This window comes from Nocardia aurea (genome assembly GCF_003123685.1).
GTDB classification, from domain to species: domain Bacteria; phylum Actinomycetota; class Actinomycetes; order Mycobacteriales; family Mycobacteriaceae; genus Nocardia; species Nocardia aurea.
Window position 1 is genome coordinate 116,847 of record NZ_QCYJ01000127.1, and the last position, 18,095, is coordinate 134,941.

Genomic DNA, 18,095 nt, shown 5'->3' on the forward strand with positions numbered 1-18,095 from the left:
CGATCAAGGGCGTTCGCTGCTCACCCGAACCGGCGACACCGTCCGGTCGGCAACGGGCGTCGGATCCGTCGGCATCAGTTCCCGATCCTGAACGGTCCGGGGTGCTCGGGGTCGCGCCGACACCACGGGTGCATGCCGGAGGCACGGCATGCGGCCACACCGCACTCGGCGGAGACCCACCAGCGAGCCGCGTCACCAACCTCTCAGGTCAGTACAGCTAGGGCGTGGAATGATCCGCGTAACAGGTGATGTCGGTATCCGGCATGGTTCCCACGCTGAAGTGTGTATTGATCGCGTCACTCACGCAGCTGCTCAGTTCGGGCCGGAATGTCATGTGGATGCGGACATCCTGCAACGTCACCATCCGCGACCCGGTCATGTCCTGGTGCAATCGGACGCCGTGGGCGTAGGGGGTTCGGGGATCTCCGGTCGCCTGCACGATGAGCGCGGGCACCGCGTTCCGGACGACGGTCGGCGGCTCGACCGGACGAAGCCAGAAGGCGCACGGCTGGATGTTGTTCGCCAGTGCGCCGAACACCGGCTGCGTGACGCGGGTCTCTTCGATATTGCGCCAGTACCAGGTCGGATCGATCGGCACCCCGGCATCCCCGCAGGCTATTTCCGCGAGCACCGAATTCTCCTCGTCGCGCAGTGCCGCCACGATGGCACCGAGACGCGGTGTTCGCGATGTGGTGGGCGGACCGCCCGCGGCATCGGCGATCTCCCGCACGGTGGCGGCGAGCGCTTCGTCGAGCCGGAAGTTCATCAGCAGACTGTGCAGGATGTACGGAAGCCAGTGATCGTCGATGGCGAATCCGTCGATGACGATCGGTTGACGCGCGGCGAGACGAACGAGGTCCTCGATATTCGTCCGCACCTGCTGCGGCGTCGCACCGAGCCGGTACTCGTCATCCCGGCCGGAAACCCAGCCTGCCCAGTCGTCCAGCGCGATCTCGTCCGCCGGACCCCAGTCCTGGACCAAACCCTCCCAGTACCGGTCCGGGTCGATCGCGCTGTCGAGCACGACGCGGTCGGTCCGCTCGGGGAACATCTGCGTGAACACGGCACCGAGATAGGTGCCGTAGGACACACCGTAGAAGTTGACCTTCTCCTCGCCCAGGGCGGCTCGCACGATATCCATGTCACGCGCGGTGTTGCGAGTGGTGAACTGCCTCAGCCTGTTCGGATCGTGGATCAGGCAGCTCGCGGCCATTCCCGCGGACTGCACCGTGTCGTGCGCGAAACCCAGCGGATCCAGTCCCGCCGACCGGATCATCTCCCCTACCGGCCACCCGCACCGCGGACTCCGACCGGATTCGCCGACCCCGCGCGGATCCATGCCGATCAGGTCGTAACTCGCCAGGACCTGCGGCGAGAGCACATCACCGAGCAGGTCCAGACTGTCCAGCCCCACCGAACCGGGTCCGCCGGGATTGGACAGCAGAATTCCCCGCCGCTGCGCCGGATCTCCGGCCCGCACCCGCGAAATCGCCACGGTCATCGTGCGATCGGCGGGATTGCCGTAGTCGAGCGGCACCAGGACGTCCGCGCATTCGCCCCCGGCCTTGTCGACATTCTCGACGCCGCAGGGCTTCCACTCGAGCCGCTGGTGATAGAACCGATCCAAACCGACCGGGTGCGAGTCGTCCACCGGGTCCGCCCTGCCGTACGACGGCACAGCCATCAACAGGGACACCGCCACGACGGACATCGAACGCCAGAACAGGTTCACCGACAACGGACTTCGCCTCTCGACATGAGGAATCGCGCAGGTTGGTGCGTCGTAGACCGTAGCCGATGCGGGGGTTCTGTCGCGGTAACCCACACCGACGGCCCCGCATCGTGGGATGCGGGGCCGTCGGTGGGAACGGGCTACGTCGCGTCGTCGCCGGGAGCGAGTTGAGCCGACTACTTCCTCTGTTCGAATCGGCTGTCGACGAAATCGGCGAAGCTGATCTTGCCCGGGATCGCACCCGCCTTGGTGAACGCGTCGGCGATCTGCTGTTCGGAGGCGATCACGGTGTCGTCGAGGGCGATCGGCACCTTGATCGAGCGGGTCCAGGTGATGCGGGAGGCGTCGACCGGGATCGAGGTGAGTTCCGCGTACTTGGTCGACCACAGGTCGAGGTTGTCCGAGGACCACTTGGTGGCCGCGGCGTAGCGGGTGAAGAAATCGCTGATGGCGGCCGACTTTCCGGCGTCGCCGACGGCCTTGTTCGACGCGACCCAGAAGTTGTAGCCGTTGGCGGCCTGGTCGGCGGTGGCGATGGTCCTGGCGCCGACCTCGTTCTCCGCGATCGCGGTGTAGGGATCCCACACCGCCCAGGCCGCGACATCACCCCGGGTCAGGGCTGCGTAGCCGTCGGCGGGGGCGAGATAGACCGGTTCGACGTCGCTCAGACCGAGCCCGGCCTTCTGCAATTGCAGCAGCAGGTTCGCGTTGGCCGAACTTCCCTTGGTGACCGCGACCTTCTTGCCTTTCAGATCCGCGACCGCGCGGGCGGGGGAATCCTTACCGACCAGAATCGCGTCGCCCTTGCCGGTGGCCGCGAGCGCCCCGACGATCTTGATATCGGCGTTCGCCGCCGCGCCGAAGATCACCGGCGTGTTGCCGACCTGCGCCAGATCGATGCCGCCCGCGCCCGCCGCCTCGACCAACGGCGGACCGGCGGTGAAGGTGGAGAATTCGATCTTGTACGGCAGATTCTCCAGCTGACCCGATGCCCGCAGCAGCACCTCGATCGAAATCGCCTTCTGATCACCGACTTTCAGCGTGACCGTGCTGAGGTCCACCGGGCCGTCGGCGGCGGGCTCGGTGTCGCCGCCGCACGCCGCGGTGGCGAACACGGCCACGGCGAGCGCTGCGGCGCCTGCGAGTCGGGATATCGAGAGACGTTTCACGAGAACTGCTTTCCTGCGTTGTGGGACATGAAGAAGCCGAGCACCTCGGTATCGGGCACAGCGGTATCGGGCACGGTGAAGTCGGGGACGGTGAACTCAGGCACGGACGCCGAGCAGCGCGAGCAGGCGGGTGATGTATCCGGCCCCCTCGGGGGCCGAATGCGACCGCGGGCGCGGCAGGTCGATCGCGACCTCGTCGGCGATCCGGCCGTCGTCGAGAACGAGCACCCGATCGGCGAGGGTGACCGCCTCGGTCACGTCGTGGGTCACCAACAGCACACCGAATCCGTGCTCGGCGTGCAGGCCGAGCAGTAGTTCGTGCATCGACAGGCGGGTGAGCGCGTCGAGCGCGCCGAAGGGTTCGTCGAGCAGCAGGAGCCGAGGGTTGGCGACCAGGGCTCTGGCGAGAGCCACCCGCTGCGCCTCGCCGCCGGACAGGGTCAGCGGCCAGGCGTCGGCTCGCTCGCGCAGGCCGACCTGTTCGAGCACCGTTCTGGCGAATTCCTGGTCCCTGCGCCGATTGCGCGGGCGCGGACGTCCGAGGGCCACGTTGCGCACCACCGGCAACCACGGGATCAGCCGGGCCTCCTGGAAGGCGAAGGTGGGCTGGGCGTCGACGGTGACCGAGCCGCGATCGGCGGTCTCCAGTCCACCGATGACGCGCAACAGCGTCGACTTGCCGGAACCGCTGCGCCCGACCAGCGCGACGATCTCGCCCGCCGCTATATCGAGGTCGATGCCGTCGAGGACGACGTTGGGCCCGAAGCTCTTGCCCAGTCCGGTGATTCGGGCCGCCTGGGCGGCGGCCGCGACCGGCTCGGCGGCGACCTTCTCGGTGATCGTCATCGACTGTTCCTTCGATCGGCGGAGGTGCGCCAGCGCAGGGCGCGGACTTCGAGGGCGCGCACGATCGCGTCGGTGGCCAGACCGAGCAGGCTGTAGATCAGCAGACCGAAGATGACGATGTCGGTCCGCAGGAATTCGCGGGCGTTGTTGACCACGAATCCGAGACCGGCGCTGGCGTTGATCTGTTCGGCGACGACCAGCGACAACCAGGCGATGCCGAGGCTCTGGCGCACGCCGACGAGGATCTGGGGCAGCGCGCCGGGCACGATGAGCAGCCCGAGTCGCTCGATCAGGGTCAGTTGCAGAGTGCGGCCCAGTTCCAGCAGTTTGGGGTCGAGCTGGCGAATTCCGGAGTAGGTGTTCAGGTAGAGCGGGAAGAACACACCGAGCGCGATCAGATAGATCTTGGGTTCCTCGCCGATACCGAACCAGATGATGAACAGCGGGATCAGGCCGAACAGCGGGATGGTGCGGATCATCTGCAACGGCGGGTCGAGCGTGTACTCACCGACCTTGCCGAGCGCGGCGACGGTGGCGAGTACCAGTGCCAGCCCCGCGCCGAGCAGGAAGCCCAACAGCGCCCGTTGGCCCGAGACGAGCAGCGCGTCACCGAGTTGGCCGGAACGGTAGATCTCCAGTCCGGCATCGAGCACCACCGACGGCGCGGGAAGTTTCTTGCGCGAGACCCATCCGTTGCTGCTGACGATCTGCCAGAGCACCAGCAGGGCGATCGGGGCGAGAGCGCGCAGCAACCCCGGGCGACGATACAGCGGGGTTCGCCGCTCGTTGGTTGCCGTGTCCCTCACTTCGAGCATCCGTGCAGGATGCAGAAATTCCGGTCAGCGCACCAGGTTTGCACTCAGCGTGAATCGATATCGACGCCGGTAACAGTGATGTGCCGCCGCGCCGAGGCATCCCTGCCGCGGCCGCGGAACAGCGCCGCCGCTCGACGTCGCACGCCCGCGCGCGGACGAATCCCGGCGGCCGTGTTCCTCGACTCGGCGGCGTCGGTGATCGGCGCCGGGTCCTGCACGCGGGTCGTCGTGGCCTCGATCCATTCCGTGCCCGCGACACCGTGGCGCGATCGTTCGTCGCCGCGCACCGCGATCTCACACCGTCGCGCGAGATCGCGGCGGTCCAGGCCGGGATGTTCCAGCGGTTCGAGCACGATCTCGGCGACCATGCCGCGTGAGCGCAGCACCCGGGCGGCCGAGCCGACGAAGGTGTCCTCGCCGACGAACGCGGGCACCGCGCATTGCGCGCCGTGGGTGTCGAGGTAGCGCAACCGGACCGGCTGGACGTAGGTGCCGGTGTCCACGGCGGACTGGAACAGGGCGGGGCGCATACCGCCGTAGGCGCGGCCGCACCAGGTCGTGCCCTCCGGGAAGACCGCCATCCGATCCCCCGCCGCGAGCCGAGCCGACAGCGCGGCCACCACATCGGGCAGTGTCCGTAGTCGTTCACGCTCGATCGGGACGACCCGCATCAGTTTCGCCAGGTTCCCGAGCAGCGGCCACTCGACCATATCGGCGCGCGCCACGAATCCCAGCGGCTGCACCGCGGCCAACGCGACCACGTCGGTCCAGCCGATATGACCGGTGACCACGAGAACTCCGGTGGCGGGCGGGGCGTAACCGGTTCTGGCAGGGCGGATCTCGACACCGCGATCATCACGCCGCAGCGCGGTGCCGATCCGGGCGACCAGGTCGGTGCGCACGGATTCCTCGGTAACGCTGCGCGCGGCGACACGATTGTCGACGACCCGCAACCGCATTCCGAGGCAGCCGAGCAGGGCGTGGGCGTAGCGCCGTTGCAACTGCTCGCGCCTGCGCTGCGGCGTCGCGATATTCAGCAGCGGGAAGCTGACCAACAGCCCCGCCACTCCGAGCAGCCGGGCGGCGACCCGCGCGCCGCCGACCGTGTCGATCGACTCGAGGCAGCCCGGTCCGCAGGGGCTGGACGGCATCCACGAATGCGTGACTGTCGCGAGGGGGGCGTCCGAAACCATCGTGCTCACCGTCCACCGTCGAAGGTCGCCGCCGCGTCCTGTAATCGGTTCAGGTAGCGGGTGTTGATGGTGCTGAGTCCGAGCAGCGCGACGAAATCGGCGACCGCGAAGTCGGGGTCGTGGGCCGGTTCGCCGCAGATCTCCGCGCCCAGGCGCAGGTACCCGCGCATCAGCGGCGGCAGTTTCGGGCGCGACGGCGGGGTGAGCTCGTCGAGTGCGCGGCCGTCGACGACGACCGGGTTGTACGGGCGCACACGACGTTCCGGATCGGAGCCGTGCCGGGCCAGCAGCATGTCCCGCACGCCGCGCACGTTCACTCCCGGCTCGTCGGCCTCGGTGTCGCTCATCGGCACCGAGACGCAACCCATCACCCATTCGTAGCCGGTGAGCTGGATGTAGTGCAGGATGCCCGCCCACATCAGGGTCAGCACCGAACCGTTGCGGTGATCGGGCACCACGCACGCGCGGCCCATCTCGACGATCCGCCGCCCGGCCGGATCCAACCGGCTCAGATCGAATTCGGTGGCGGTGTAATAGCCGCCCGCGGCGGCGACCCGGTCCGGCGGCAGCATCCGGTAGCAGCCGACGAACTCGTCGGTGGCATCGTCACGAACCAGCAGGTGGTCGCAGTGTTCGTCGAATCTGTCGGCGTCCAGACCGGTTCCGTGGTCGGGGATGTGGAAGCCGGGCTCGTTGGCGAAGACGCCGTAGCGCAGGCGCTGCGCGGCCTCACGATGTGCGGCGTCGGACGAGACGACCAGCGAATACCGAGACCGTTCCACCCCCGAGTCCGTCTGCCGACTCGGGGCTGTCAACACGGACGAAATAGTCATATCCGTGATGAAGCCAGTCCGAGACAGCGATGGAGCGACCTCGAAGTGTCGCCGCGATGCAGGTTCGGTTAACGAGACGATCGTCACACCCGGCGTTCACCGAATCGTCGGTCCGCGTTAGCGACAGCCCCGCGGTCACGCGACCGCGCTGCCCCGATCGCCGAAGCAGCGCGATATCCGAACCGTCACTCAGGCCGCCATTCGCTGCGGCGGCGACACCTCGCCGACCGGCTCGCGCTCCACTTCCGCGAAACCGGGCCTGCCGCTGCCGATGAACGCCACCAGCCACGAGGCCACCGCCGCGAAGCGGTTGCGGAACCCGACCAGATAGAACAGGTGCACGGCGAGCCAGACGAACCAGGCGGTCACGCCGCGGAAGGTGATCCGGTCGTTGAGTTTGGTCACCGCGCTGAACCGGCTGATCACCGCCATGCTGCCCTTGTCCCAGTAGAGGAACGGGGTGCCGGGGCGCTTCTTGCGACGGACGATGTCGGCGGCGTGCCTGCCCTCCTGCATCGCCACCGGCGACTGGCCGGGGTAGCCGTTGAGCGAGGTCATATCGCCGATGGCGTAGATATCGGCGTATCCGCCGACGGTCAGGTCCGGGTTGATCAGCAGCCTTCCGGCCCGGTCGGTCTCGCATCCGGTGGCCTCGGCCAGGATTTCGGCGAAGCCGCCCGCCTTCACACCGGCCGACCAGACCACGGTCTCGGCCGCGATCCGGCGCTCGACGCCCGACTTGTCCTTGACCGTCACCTTGCCCGGTTCGATATCGGTGACGAAGGTGTCGACGAGTACCTCGACGCCGCCCTTCTCCAGCGACCTCTTCGCGTATTCCGACAGTCCACCGCCGAACGGCGGAAGCACCTCGGCCGCGCCTTCGACCAGGCTGACCGAAACCTCCTGGTGGAAGTACCGTTTCGACAGTTCCTTCAACTGGCCCGCGACCTCGACACCGGTGGCGCCCGCGCCGACCACGACGAAGCTGAGCAGCCTGTTCCTGCTCTCCTCGTCGGCGACCGCGGCCTCGGCGAAGACACGCTGGATCTGCGCGCGCAGGATCCTCGCGTCATCGATGGTCTTGAGCGCGAAAGTCTTCTCCGCGAAATCGTCGCGGCCGAAATACGATTGCGACGCGCCGGTGGCCGCGATCAGCGCGCCGTAGCCGATCTCGGTGCGCTCCCCCTCGTGTTCGTAGGTCAGCACCGTGGCGTCGGGATCGATGGCGACCACCTTGCCGAGCCGTACATCGGCCTCGGGGTGACGCCGCAGGATCGACCTGATCGGGGGCGCGATCTCCTCCGATGCCAGCACACCTGTCGCGACCTGGTAGAGCAACGGCTGGAAAAGGTGTTCCGGCGTGCTCGAGATCAGCACATACTTGATTCCCGACTTCGCCAGTTGCTTGGCCGCGGCCAACCCTCCGAACCCCGATCCGACGACGACCACATCTGCGTGTTCCATGACAGCCTCCTTCTCTCATTACCAACCGTTATTCGGAACGCAGATATTTCAGGTGTTCAGGCGCATAATGGAGATGACTCTTATCTGGATCATTCATGAATGAGGAGTTGTCGTGGAGCTTCGCCAGCTGGCATACTTCATCGCGGTCTGCGAGGAACTGAGCTTCAGCAAGGCCGCCACCCGCTGCTTCATCTCGCAGTCGGCGATCAGTCACCAGATCGCCCGACTCGAGCGCGACCTGGGCGTGCCGCTGTTCGAGCGCTCTACCAGGGCCGTCGTCCCCACCGACGCGACCATGCGGCTACTACCCTTGGCTAAACAGATGCTGAGCCTGGAATCCGCGATCCGCGCCACAGTTCGCACCACCGGGCATCGAATCCGCCTGGCCGCCAACATGTCCTTCGCGACCCGATCGCTCTCGGCCATCGCCGCGGCCCGCGCCGCCCACCCCGACGCGGAAATCGAATTCGTCATCAAGCCGTTCCGCCAACGCATCACGGCGGTCGCCGACGGCGACTGCGATCTGGCACTGATCCGCGGCAGCGTCGAACAGCCCGGACTCACGGTGGAGAAACTCTGGGTCGAGGACCTGGTGATCGCGACCACACGCGGCCATCCACTCGCCACCCGCGAGAGCGTCACCCTCGCCGAACTGAGCCCCTACCCCTTATTACTGCCCCCCGAACAGGAACAGGTATTGCTGCACACCGTCATCCGGACTGCCTTCGCCGACCTGCCCACCGGCCCGACCTTCGGTCCACCCATCCCGCCCGACCACACCGCGACGATGGAACTCATCAACCGCCCCGACTCCTGGACCCTCCTCTACGCCGACAGCCCGACCGAAGGCCTCGTCGTCCTCCCCCTCGCCGAACACCGCCTGCGCATCCCGGTCTCCGCCATCGTCCGCACCGACGCCCGCCCCTCCCCCATCCTCACCACCCTGCTCGACAACCTCCACCGCAGCCGCTGACCGAAATCGGCCCCACGCTCTCGCGCGGGGCCGACGGTCGACCAGGGAGCATTCATTCTCGGTCCGTGTCGGTCTCCCGATCGATGAAGCTCGGGTCGACAGCGATGGCGCCGGTCAACCACCACGCGCCGCGTTCGAAGATCAGATCACCGGAGACGACGATCGGCTGCCGGCTCCGGTGCGCGCGGATGGCCCATTCGTATTCCTGCCCTGCCAGTGGCACATGCACTTTTCGTGGGCGTCCATCGACATGAGTCGACAACACGATGCTCGTGGTTTCCGAATCCCCGTCCCCGAGGTCGTCACGGTTGAGAGTGCGTACCGTTCCCAGCAGCGCCTGATGCGCGGAAGGCTCCTCGCGGCGCACCAGCCTTTCGCGCACGCGCGGTAGGCCCGCCATCGCATTGCGGTCTACGACTATTCGCGAGATGCCCACCTCGGGTGGGGGCGCGGACGCCGCCCAGTCGAAAGACAGATCCAGCGTGCGCAATGCTTGCGGCTGGGTCAGATCCTGCAACGACTCCACCAGAGCCGCGCTGAGCCCTAGCTGCCCGGCATGATCGAGCGCGGCCTCGTCCCAGGTCAGCGCCAGTTGCCGAGTCGACCGCAACCCGGTGGCAAGTGTGGTCATCACTCGGCGCGGGAACGGTGTGGCGACGTTCGCTTCGTTTTCGAGCGGAGGGTCTCCGAGCCGTGTGACCACGGTGAACACGAAACTTCCGCGTTGGGTGTGTCCGAGTCGGATGTCCTCTTCGAGGAAGTTCGTCACGATCGCCGACCTGCGACCGCGATGCGAGTGCGTCGGGTCATCGGCTGTCGTGGCGGCGGCCCTCATCATCGTGAACAACGCTTGCAGCGTCTTCTCCGCTTGGCGGAAGGGGATCGTCGCATCGACCATTTCCTGGTCGAGACGAACGAAGAGCAGATCCGCCCGTGCGGCGGCGATTCGTTCGGCCAACACGGCCGGATCCCAATTGTAGATCGTGGCGAGCGCTTGGAGCGTCTCACCGAAACGTCGCGGGAAATCCACGAAGTCTGTTGCCAACGGCAACATGATCCGGCCTCGAACGCCGCCGTCTCCGGGAAGTTTCCAGATTTCCTTGACGTCCCGATCTCGAGTTTCCAACTCCCATTCGTGGGTCGCCAGGTACTGCGAGACCGCGGGCGGCGACAGCGTGGAAGCGATCTCACGGAGCGTGTCGAGCGGTGTGCCGTTCACCATTGCTCTCCTTCGCCGATCGTCCGCATAATGGCCTGTAGCCCCTCTACGTCGAACAGATTCCTTCTCGGTAGATGGACCGTCTTGCTGGCCTTATCATCATCTATCCCACCGAGATTTGCGGCGTACTCCCAGTACATCCGACTCGCGCTGGTCAATCCCGCCTCCGACAGATCGAGCAGTTCGTCGGCGTTCTCGGGGATCAACAGCACAGCCAGCAGTGCCGGTATGAATCGCTTCGGATTCACCAGCTTGATGAAGCGCTCGCGCTCGAGAGACCACGTCAGATGTTCTGCGCCGAGGCGCCGATGCTGTGTCGTGCACTTCAGTCCGCCGCTGCCACGAGGCGAATGAATGCGAGACTGAACTGTTCCTGTCTCGCGCTGATCGGTAACGCGTCTTCTGGAATCCGTACTTCCGCCGGCTCTTGCCTGCGACTCCCCACGTCGACCTCGGTCACATATCCCCCTGCTCGAGTCCCCGGCACAAGCGCTCGGCAACTCTAGACCAATATGGTTGGCTGTGAGGCCTTTTCGTTCCCGAATCAGTGGCGAAACGCCGAACGGCCCCGGACTGGTGTCCGGGGCCGTTCGACGAATCGGTGGAGCGAGGGCTCAGCCCTTGTGCGCCTTGACCGCTTCGGTCAGCTGCGGGGCGACGTTGAACAGGTCGCCGACGATGCCGTAGTCCGCGATCTCGAAGATCGGGGCCTCTTCGTCCTTGTTGACCGCGACGATGGTCTTCGAGGTCTGCATGCCCGCGCGGTGCTGGATGGCGCCGGAGATGCCGAGGGCGACGTACAGCTGCGGGGAGACCGTCTTACCGGTCTGACCCACCTGGAACTGGCCCGGGTAGTAGCCCGAGTCGACCGCGGCGCGGGACGCGCCGACAGCGGCACCCAGCGAATCGGCCAGCGCTTCGACGACCGAGAACTTGTCGGCGGAACCGACACCGCGGCCACCGGAGACGACGATGCCCGCCTCGGTGAGTTCGGGGCGATCGCCACCGGTGACGGTCTCGCGCGAGGTCACCTTGACGACGCCGTCTTCCTGCGCCGGAACCTCGACGGTGACCTTCTCGCCCGCGCCCGCCTGCGCCGAGGCCTCGACCGCGCCGGGACGCACCGAGATGACCGGCACGTCGCCGGTGGCCTTGGCCTCGACGGTGAAGGCGCCACCGAAGATGGAATGCACGGCGGTGCCGTCGGCCTTGACGTCGATGACGTCGACCAGCAGGCCGGAGCCGATGCGGGCGGCGAGGCGGCCCGACACCTCCTTGCCCTCGGCGGTGGCGGCGACGATCACGGCGGCGGGCGAGATCGACTCGACCAGACCGGCCAGCACGTCGACCTTCGGGGTCACCAGGTAGTTCTCGACATCGTCGGATTCGGCGATGTAGATCTTCTCCGCACCGGCGGCGGCCAGCGCGTCGGCCAGCTTCTCGCCGGTGCCCGCGGCACCGAGTACCACGGCGGCGGGCTCACCGAGGGCGCGGCCCGCGGTGAGGAGTTCGGTGCTGACCTTCTTGATCGCACCGTCGGCGTGCTCGACGAGCACAAGTACTTCTGCCATTGTGTTCTCTCCTAAGCAGTCTCAGTCCCGGAGAGCGCGACGTTCACGTGACGACTCGTCCGGGTGCGGTTGTCCCGCAACGACGTGGCGACGATCAGATGATCTTCTGGCCGACGAGGTACTGGGCGATCTTGGTGCCGCCGTCGCCTTCGTCCGCGATCTTCTCGCCCGCGGTGCGCGGCGGCTTCGGGGTCGAGGCGGTGACGGTGGTGCCCGCGTTGGCGACACCGACGGTCGACGGATCGACGCCCAGGTCGGCCAGCGTCAGGGTCTGCACTTCCTTCTTCTTCGCGGCCATGATGCCCTTGAAGGAGGGGAAGCGCGGCTCGTTGATCTTCTCGGTGACCGAGACGATCGCGGGAAGGCTGGCCTCGAGCTTGAAGACGCCTTCGTCGGTCTCGCGCTCACCGGTGATCTTCTCGCCGTCGACGACGAGTTTGCGCAGGTGCGTCAGCTGCGGCAGGCCGAGGTACTCGGCGATGATCGCCGGAACCGCGCCCGCGCGACCGTCGGTGGCCTCGTTACCGGCGATGACCAGTTCGACACCCTCGACCTGGCCGAGAGCGGAGGCGAGCACCCACGCGGTCTGCACGGCGTCGGAGCCGTGGATCGCGGGGTCGTTGATGTGGATGGCCTTGTCGGCGCCCATGGACAGCGCCTTGCGGATGGCCTCGGTGGCGCGGTCCGGACCGGCGGCCAGCACGGTGACCTCGCCGCCCTGGGCCTCCTTGATCAGCAGCGCCTCTTCGACGGCGCGTTCGTTGATCTCGTCGAGGACGGCGTCGGCGGCCTCGCGATCGAGGGTGTAGTCACCATCGGTCAGCTTGCGCTCGGACCAGGTGTCAGGAACCTGCTTGATGAGTACGACGATGTTCGGCATCGGTCTTCGTCGACCTCCTGTTCTGGGGGCGTGTATCCGGCGGTCGCACGAGGTTGGCCGTACGTCCGTGTGAGTAGCTCGGGCGTGACACTACCCTACGTTAAGTTACCCGTGGGTAACTTACGGGCGCAGCCCCCACAACAGCGGTCCGGGCTATATCGTGCGCGGGCCCTACCAGTAACGTCGGACCGATGAGCGAGGCTGTGATCCCTGCCGCACCGATCGACCCGACGGTCATGACTACCCCCGGAACGGTCGCCGACACCGACCACCGAGACGGCGAAACGCTTCCGCTGACCGGCGAGCGCACCGTCCCCGGCATCGCCGAAGAGAACTACTGGTTCCGCAGGCACGAGGTCGCCTATGCCCGGCTGCTCGATCGTTGCGCGGGAAAGACCGTGCTGGAGGCCGGCTCCGGCGAGGGCTACGGCGCCGACATGATCGCGGGCGTCGCGTCGAAGGTGACCGGACTCGACTACGACGCGGGCGCGGTCGCCCATGTGCGCGAACGCTATCCGCGCGTGGAGATGATCCAGGGCAATCTCGCCGATCTCCCCCTCGACGACGATTCGGTCGATGTCGTGGTGAATTTCCAAGTGATCGAACACCTGTGGGATCAGGGACAGTTCCTGCGGGAATGCCTGCGGGTGCTGCGCCCCGGCGGCGAACTGCTCATCAGCACGCCGAACAGGATCACCTTCTCCCCGGGTCGCGACACCCCGCTCAACCCGTTCCACACCCGCGAACTCGACGCGGCCGAACTCGCGGAACTGCTGGTGGAGGCCGGATTCGAGGTATCGCGAATGATCGGTGTGCACCACGGTCCGAACCTGCGCGCGCTCGACGCCAAACACGGCGGATCCTTCATCGACGCCCAGATCGAGCGCGCACTGGCCGGACAGCCGTGGCCCGCCGATCTCACCGCCGACGTCGCCGCGGTCACCATCGATGATTTCGCCCTGCTCGCCGAGGATATCGACGCGAGCCTGGACCTGGTCGCCATCGCGGTGAAGCCTTGAGCGAGGTACCGGGCCAGTTCACCCTCGTCCTGCACTCCCACCTCCCGTGGCTGGCCCATCACGGCCGCTGGCCGGTGGGCGAGGAATGGCTCTACCAGTCGTGGGCCGCGTCCTATCTGCCCCTCGTCGACGTACTGAGAACCCTCGCGGCAGAAGGACGTTCACACCTGCTGACGTTGGGGATCACGCCGGTTCTCGCGGCGCAGCTCGATGATCCGCACTGCCTCGCCGGCATGCACCACTGGCTGGGCAATTGGCAGTTGCGCGCCGACGAGGCGGCGCTGGCGGGCAATGTCGCGCTCGGACGTCACGAACACCGTTTGGCGGCAAAGGCTCTCGCGGATTTCGAGACCAACTGGCGTCACGGCGCCGCGCCGGTGTGGCGACAGCTGATCGACGCGGAGACCATCGAACTGCTCGGCGGCCCGCTGGCGCATCCGTTCCAGCCGCTGCTCGACCCACGACTTCGGGCATTCCAGCTGGCAGAGGGCCTGGCTGACGCGCATCAGCGCTGGGGTCACACGCCGCGCGGCATCTGGGCTCCCGAATGCGGTTACACCCCGGGCATGGAGGTCGGTTACGCCGACGCCGGTGTGACACATTTCATGGTCGACGGCCCCGCGCTGCGCGGCGACAGCTCACTCGGCCGCCCGGTGCGCGAGTCCGACGTGATCGCGTTCGGACGCGATCTGCACGTGAGTTACCGGGTCTGGTCACCCAAATCGGGCTATCCGGGACAGTCCGCCTACCGTGATTTTCATCACTACGATCACGCCACCGGACTCAAACCGTCGCGGGTCACCGGCAAGTCGGTCGAGGGTCCGGACAAGGCGCCCTACGATCCCGAACTCGCCGCGGCCGCCGTCGGGCGCGACGTCGACGATTTCGTGCGGACCGTGGTGGAGCGACTGCGCTCGGAATCCGCGCGCATCGGCCGTCCCGCGCTGGTCGTGGCCGCATTCGACACCGAACTCTTCGGTCACTGGTGGCACGAGGGGCCACAATGGCTGGCCCAGGTGCTGCGCGCGCTGCCGGAGGCGGGCGTCACCGTCGGCACCCTGGCCGACGCGCGCGATCGCGGCTTCGTCGGTGCTCCGGTGCCGCTGGCGGACTCCTCGTGGGGTTCGGGCAAGGACTGGCGCGTCTGGGCCGGGGATCAGGTCCGTGACCTGGTCGAACTCAACGACGAGATCGTCAGGCTGACCCTGGACACGGTCGACAAGATGCGCGAATCGCACGGCGACGCTCCGTCGCTGCGCGACCCGGTCGCCGACCAATTGCTGCGCGAGGCCGTGCTGACCGTCTCCAGCGACTGGGCCTTCATGGTCAGCAAGGACTCCGCCGCCGGATACGCCAGGGAACGCGCGCACCAGCACGCGCACGCGGTGCGGGAGATCGCCGCGGCCGTCGGCGCGGGCCAGGTCGCCAAAGCGGGGCAGTTGGCGGCAGGATGGGGGGCGGCAGACGGACTCTTCCCCGCACTGGACGCGCGACGACTGGGGGTTGGGCACCGGGCCACCGCGCCGGAGCAGGCTACCGCTGTCGGTTCGGACGACAGCACCGCCGAGTCGGGCGCCGCCGCGCCGGTCTCGGATGCGGAACGAGCATCCGCCTCAGTACCGGTTGGAGAAAAGCGCATATGAAGATTCTGATGGTGTCGTGGGAGTACCCGCCGGTCGTCGTCGGTGGGCTCGGCAGGCATGTGCACCACCTCGCCACCGAACTGGCCGTCGCGGGCCACGAGGTGGTCGTGCTGGCGCGACGCCCATCGGGAACCGATTCCTCGACCCATCCCACCCACTCCTTCATCGCCGAGGGGGTGCTCGTGGTCGCCGTCGCCGAGGATCCGCCGTGTTTCGATTTCGGCGAGGACATGCTGGCCTGGACACTGGCCATGGGCCACGCCATGGTGCGCGCCGGTATCGCGCTGGGTAAACCGGGTATCGGCGACGGATGGATCCCGGATGTGGTGCACGCGCACGACTGGCTCGTCGCCCATCCCTCCATCGCGCTGGCCGAATACTACGACGTGCCACTGGTTTCCACGATCCACGCCACCGAGGCCGGACGGCACAGTGGCTGGGTCGCGGGCCGGGTCAACAAACAGGTCCATTCGGTCGAATGGTGGCTCGCCAACGAATCCGACGCGCTCATCACCTGTTCGACGTCAATGCGCAACGAGGTGGAACGCCTCTACGGTCCCGAGCGCATCCCGATGACGGTGATCCGCAACGGAATCGACGTGGGCGCGTGGACATTCCGGCCGCGCGCGCCGCGATCGGGTCCGCCGCGACTGCTCTACGTCGGACGGCTGGAATACGAGAAGGGTGTCCAGGACGCGATCGCCGCGCTGCCCCGCATCCGCCGCGCCCACCCCGGAACGACACTGACCATCGCGGGTATCGGCACCCAGTTCGAATGGCTGCGCGAACGCGCCAGGGTGCATCGCGTCGCCCGCGCGGTCACCTTCGCCGGACAGCTCGACCACGAGGGACTGCTCGGCTGGCTGCACGGCGCGGACGCGATCCTGCTGCCGAGCCGGTACGAACCCTTCGGCATCGTCGCGCTCGAAGCCGCCGCGGCCGGCACCCCGCTGATCACCTCCACCGCGGGCGGCCTCGGCGAGGCGGTCATCGACGGGGTGACCGGCGCTTCCTTCGAACCCGCCGATGTGGACGGCCTCGTCGAGGCGGTACGTGCCACCCTCGACGACCCCGCCGCCACCCAGGACCGTGCCTACGCGGCGCGGGAGCGACTCACCGCCGACTTCGCCTGGGATGTGGTCGCCACCGAGACCGCGCTGGTCTACTCGTCGGCCAAACGCCGGGTGCGCAATCCCCTCGGACGCCCGAGAATCGTGGAACGCCCACTGCCGGAACGCGATCCGAACCAGCCGAGCTGACCATTCGTGCCCGCTACTTCTCGGGCACGAAGGTGAAAACCTCACCGAGGCGGGTGGCGAGGACGACCTCACCGTCCGCCGAGATCGACGTCCCCGTCGTCGTGCCCTCGGCCTCGGGCAGCACATCGGAGTCGATCGTGTCGCCGGACTGCGTGTCGAAGGTGATCAGATTCAGGCCGGCGCCGATCGCCGCGACGGTGTAACCGGTATCGCCCGCGGTCTGGACCGGGGTTCCACGCAGCGCGAGATCCTTACGCTCCCAAGCGATCTCGGACGCATCACCCTTGTCGCGCAGCGCGAGGAGATAGCCGTCGTCACCGGCGGGAATCACCAGGCCGTCCGAGGAGACCGAGATCCCGCCGCGCGGAGCGAACCCGAGCGAACGCACCCACCTGGTGCGACCGTCGGCGGCGTCCACCGCGATCAGCCGACCCGAATTGTCGCCGACATAGATGGTGGCGCCATCCGGCGAAACCGCCGGACTCGTCCCGCTTCCGCCGGACAACACATTCGCCCGCCACTCCTGGACCACCTTGCCGTCGCGGTAGCGCAGCGCCACCAACGCGGCCACGGGTTCACCAGGCTGCCACAGCGTCAGGAAGAAACGGCCGGAATCGGCGTCGACAGCGGAGATATTCGCCACCGAACACTGCGGTCCACCGGTCGGACAGTCATCGAGGCCCTGGCCGGAGACCGGACGGGCCAGATCCGGATGCGCGAGGAAATCCGGCTCGCCCAGCAGCTGCACGGTCGTCACCTCACGATGACCGGTCTGCCTGCTCAACACATCGACCTGACCGGACTGCGTCACCGTCAGCAGATTCCCGTCACCGGTGAACTGCACCGAAACCGGGACCCCGGCAACGGGAGTGCGCCAGCGCGGCTGCCCGAGATTGTTGAACGAATTCACCCCGCCGTCGTCGCCGACATAGACATTGCTGACCCCGTCGACCACCGAAGGCGAGAACACCGCGCTCGGACCCAACTGACTACAGAAACGTTTACGCCCCGTCGGCATCTGGAACGACAACATCGCGCAACCGTTGGCGGTGCGGGTGGTGAGGAACAACTGCCCCTCCGAGCCGATCGTCACGGGACGCGCGATCGGACCACCCGACGGACGCGACCAGCTCAGCGCCATCCTCTTGGCGCCCGTCACCGAGGTGGCGCCACCGTTACGGCCGTCGTGATACGCGGCGGGCCAGCCGAGACCCGCGCCGACGGTGATGTCATCGACATCGGTGCCGCAGCCGGTGACCACGAGCGCGCCGAGAGCGGATAGGACGAACGCGCGCACGGTGAGACGCGGCTTACCGGATCCAGCCCGCACGCTGCCGATTCGCACCTGCTGTTCTCCCCTCGGGTCGTTGGCCTCGACAGTGTATTCGGCGGCCCGGGGGCCGCGGGTTCGCGGCCCTTGTTGTCTCGCGTCCGAGCGGTCGAGACTCGCGACTGCGTCGCATTGTCTCGACCGCTCGG

Annotated in this window: 16 protein-coding genes; 4 read left to right on the plus strand and 12 right to left on the minus strand. The window is 67.3% G+C overall.

Annotated elements, in window-relative coordinates; translation table 11 throughout:
• Window positions 1-217 precede the first annotated feature (217 nt).
• From DAT37_RS29350 to DAT37_RS29380, 7 genes are all read right to left on the minus strand, one after another.
• A complete protein-coding gene (locus tag DAT37_RS29350) occupies window positions 218-1,684 on the minus strand; it encodes an alpha/beta fold hydrolase (protein WP_198654493.1) in 1,467 nt (488 codons plus the stop codon).
• A 224-nt stretch (window positions 1,685-1,908) separates the two neighbouring features.
• Window positions 1,909-2,901: an ABC transporter substrate-binding protein gene (locus DAT37_RS29355; protein ID WP_109528124.1), complete on the minus strand. Its 993-nt coding sequence runs from the start codon at window positions 2,899-2,901 to the stop codon at window positions 1,909-1,911.
• 96 nt (window positions 2,902-2,997) lie between these two features.
• The gene (locus DAT37_RS29360) at window positions 2,998-3,747 is read right to left on the minus strand and encodes an ABC transporter ATP-binding protein (RefSeq protein WP_109528125.1); all 750 of its coding nucleotides are present in this window, start codon (window positions 3,745-3,747) and stop codon (window positions 2,998-3,000) included.
• Window positions 3,744-4,562, minus strand: a complete 819-nt coding sequence (locus tag DAT37_RS29365) for an ABC transporter permease (protein WP_109528126.1) — start codon at window positions 4,560-4,562, stop codon at window positions 3,744-3,746. Before DAT37_RS29365 ends, DAT37_RS29360 begins: the two co-directional genes overlap by 4 nt.
• Window positions 4,563-4,606: 44 nt before the next feature.
• Window positions 4,607-5,755: a lysophospholipid acyltransferase family protein gene (locus DAT37_RS29370; RefSeq protein ID WP_109528551.1), complete on the minus strand. Its 1,149-nt coding sequence runs from the start codon at window positions 5,753-5,755 to the stop codon at window positions 4,607-4,609.
• Window positions 5,756-5,760: 5 nt separating this feature from the next.
• Window positions 5,761-6,588, minus strand: a complete 828-nt coding sequence (locus DAT37_RS29375; protein WP_109528127.1) for a GNAT family N-acetyltransferase — start codon at window positions 6,586-6,588, stop codon at window positions 5,761-5,763.
• A gap of 189 nt (window positions 6,589-6,777) precedes the next feature.
• Window positions 6,778-8,052 (minus strand): NAD(P)/FAD-dependent oxidoreductase, encoded by a 1,275-nt coding sequence (locus tag DAT37_RS29380; RefSeq protein ID WP_109528128.1) that lies wholly within the window; start codon window positions 8,050-8,052, stop codon window positions 6,778-6,780.
• Between the two features lie 112 nt (window positions 8,053-8,164).
• On the opposite strand from DAT37_RS29380, the gene DAT37_RS29385 reads away from it, so the two are divergent.
• Entirely contained in the window at window positions 8,165-9,025 is an 861-nt protein-coding gene (locus DAT37_RS29385) for a LysR family transcriptional regulator (protein WP_109528129.1), read from the plus strand.
• Between the two features lie 52 nt (window positions 9,026-9,077).
• On the opposite strand, the gene DAT37_RS29390 is transcribed toward DAT37_RS29385, so the two are convergent.
• From DAT37_RS29390 to DAT37_RS29405, 4 genes are all read right to left on the minus strand, one after another.
• Window positions 9,078-10,244 carry a hypothetical protein gene (locus tag DAT37_RS29390; protein WP_109528552.1) on the minus strand — a complete coding sequence of 389 codons (1,167 nt, stop codon included), beginning with the start codon at window positions 10,242-10,244 and terminating at the stop codon, window positions 9,078-9,080.
• Window positions 10,241-10,492, minus strand: a complete 252-nt coding sequence (locus DAT37_RS46520) for a hypothetical protein (RefSeq protein WP_408637454.1) — start codon at window positions 10,490-10,492, stop codon at window positions 10,241-10,243. Before DAT37_RS46520 ends, DAT37_RS29390 begins: the two co-directional genes overlap by 4 nt.
• A 366-nt stretch (window positions 10,493-10,858) precedes the next feature.
• The gene (locus DAT37_RS29400) at window positions 10,859-11,815 is read right to left on the minus strand and encodes an electron transfer flavoprotein subunit alpha/FixB family protein (RefSeq protein ID WP_109528131.1); all 957 of its coding nucleotides are present in this window, start codon (window positions 11,813-11,815) and stop codon (window positions 10,859-10,861) included.
• Between the two features lie 94 nt (window positions 11,816-11,909).
• Window positions 11,910-12,695 carry an electron transfer flavoprotein subunit beta/FixA family protein gene (locus DAT37_RS29405; RefSeq protein ID WP_109528132.1) on the minus strand — a complete coding sequence of 262 codons (786 nt, stop codon included), beginning with the start codon at window positions 12,693-12,695 and terminating at the stop codon, window positions 11,910-11,912.
• Between the two features lie 191 nt (window positions 12,696-12,886).
• Between DAT37_RS29405 and DAT37_RS29410 the strand changes: the two genes are divergently transcribed.
• The 3 genes from DAT37_RS29410 to DAT37_RS29420 are packed head-to-tail and all read left to right on the plus strand — an operon-like array spanning window position 12,887 to window position 16,616.
• Window positions 12,887-13,714, plus strand: coding sequence for a class I SAM-dependent methyltransferase (locus DAT37_RS29410; protein ID WP_408637455.1), 828 nt, complete (start codon window positions 12,887-12,889; stop codon window positions 13,712-13,714).
• On the plus strand, window positions 13,711-15,357 hold the full coding sequence (locus DAT37_RS29415) for a 1,4-alpha-glucan branching protein domain-containing protein (protein ID WP_232840071.1): 1,647 nt from the start codon (window positions 13,711-13,713) through the stop codon (window positions 15,355-15,357). Before DAT37_RS29410 ends, DAT37_RS29415 begins: the two co-directional genes overlap by 4 nt.
• Window positions 15,354-16,616 (plus strand): glycosyltransferase family 4 protein, encoded by a 1,263-nt coding sequence (locus DAT37_RS29420; RefSeq protein ID WP_109528133.1) that lies wholly within the window; start codon window positions 15,354-15,356, stop codon window positions 16,614-16,616. Before DAT37_RS29415 ends, DAT37_RS29420 begins: the two co-directional genes overlap by 4 nt.
• Window positions 16,617-16,629: 13 nt before the next feature.
• On the opposite strand, the gene DAT37_RS29425 is transcribed toward DAT37_RS29420, so the two are convergent.
• Window positions 16,630-17,961, minus strand: a complete 1,332-nt coding sequence (locus tag DAT37_RS29425) for an outer membrane protein assembly factor BamB family protein (protein ID WP_232840072.1) — start codon at window positions 17,959-17,961, stop codon at window positions 16,630-16,632.
• Between the last annotated feature and the right edge of the window lie 134 nt (window positions 17,962-18,095).

Coding starts and splice junctions, on each gene's coding strand:
- DAT37_RS29350 (WP_198654493.1), bottom strand. CDS start 1,684: ATGGCTGTGCCGTCGTACGGCAGGGCGGACCCGGTGGACGACTCGCAC.
- DAT37_RS29360 (WP_109528125.1), bottom strand. CDS start 3,747: ATGACGATCACCGAGAAGGTCGCCGCCGAGCCGGTCGCGGCCGCCGCC.
- DAT37_RS29365 (WP_109528126.1), bottom strand. CDS start 4,562: ATGCTCGAAGTGAGGGACACGGCAACCAACGAGCGGCGAACCCCGCTG.
- DAT37_RS29370 (WP_109528551.1), bottom strand. CDS start 5,755: ATGGTTTCGGACGCCCCCCTCGCGACAGTCACGCATTCGTGGATGCCG.
- DAT37_RS29375 (WP_109528127.1), bottom strand. CDS start 6,588: ATGACTATTTCGTCCGTGTTGACAGCCCCGAGTCGGCAGACGGACTCG.
- DAT37_RS29380 (WP_109528128.1), bottom strand. CDS start 8,052: ATGGAACACGCAGATGTGGTCGTCGTCGGATCGGGGTTCGGAGGGTTG.
- DAT37_RS29400 (WP_109528131.1), bottom strand. CDS start 11,815: ATGGCAGAAGTACTTGTGCTCGTCGAGCACGCCGACGGTGCGATCAAG.
- DAT37_RS29405 (WP_109528132.1), bottom strand. CDS start 12,695: ATGCCGAACATCGTCGTACTCATCAAGCAGGTTCCTGACACCTGGTCC.
- DAT37_RS29410 (WP_408637455.1), top strand. CDS start 12,887: ATGAGCGAGGCTGTGATCCCTGCCGCACCGATCGACCCGACGGTCATG.
- DAT37_RS29420 (WP_109528133.1), top strand. CDS start 15,354: ATGAAGATTCTGATGGTGTCGTGGGAGTACCCGCCGGTCGTCGTCGGT.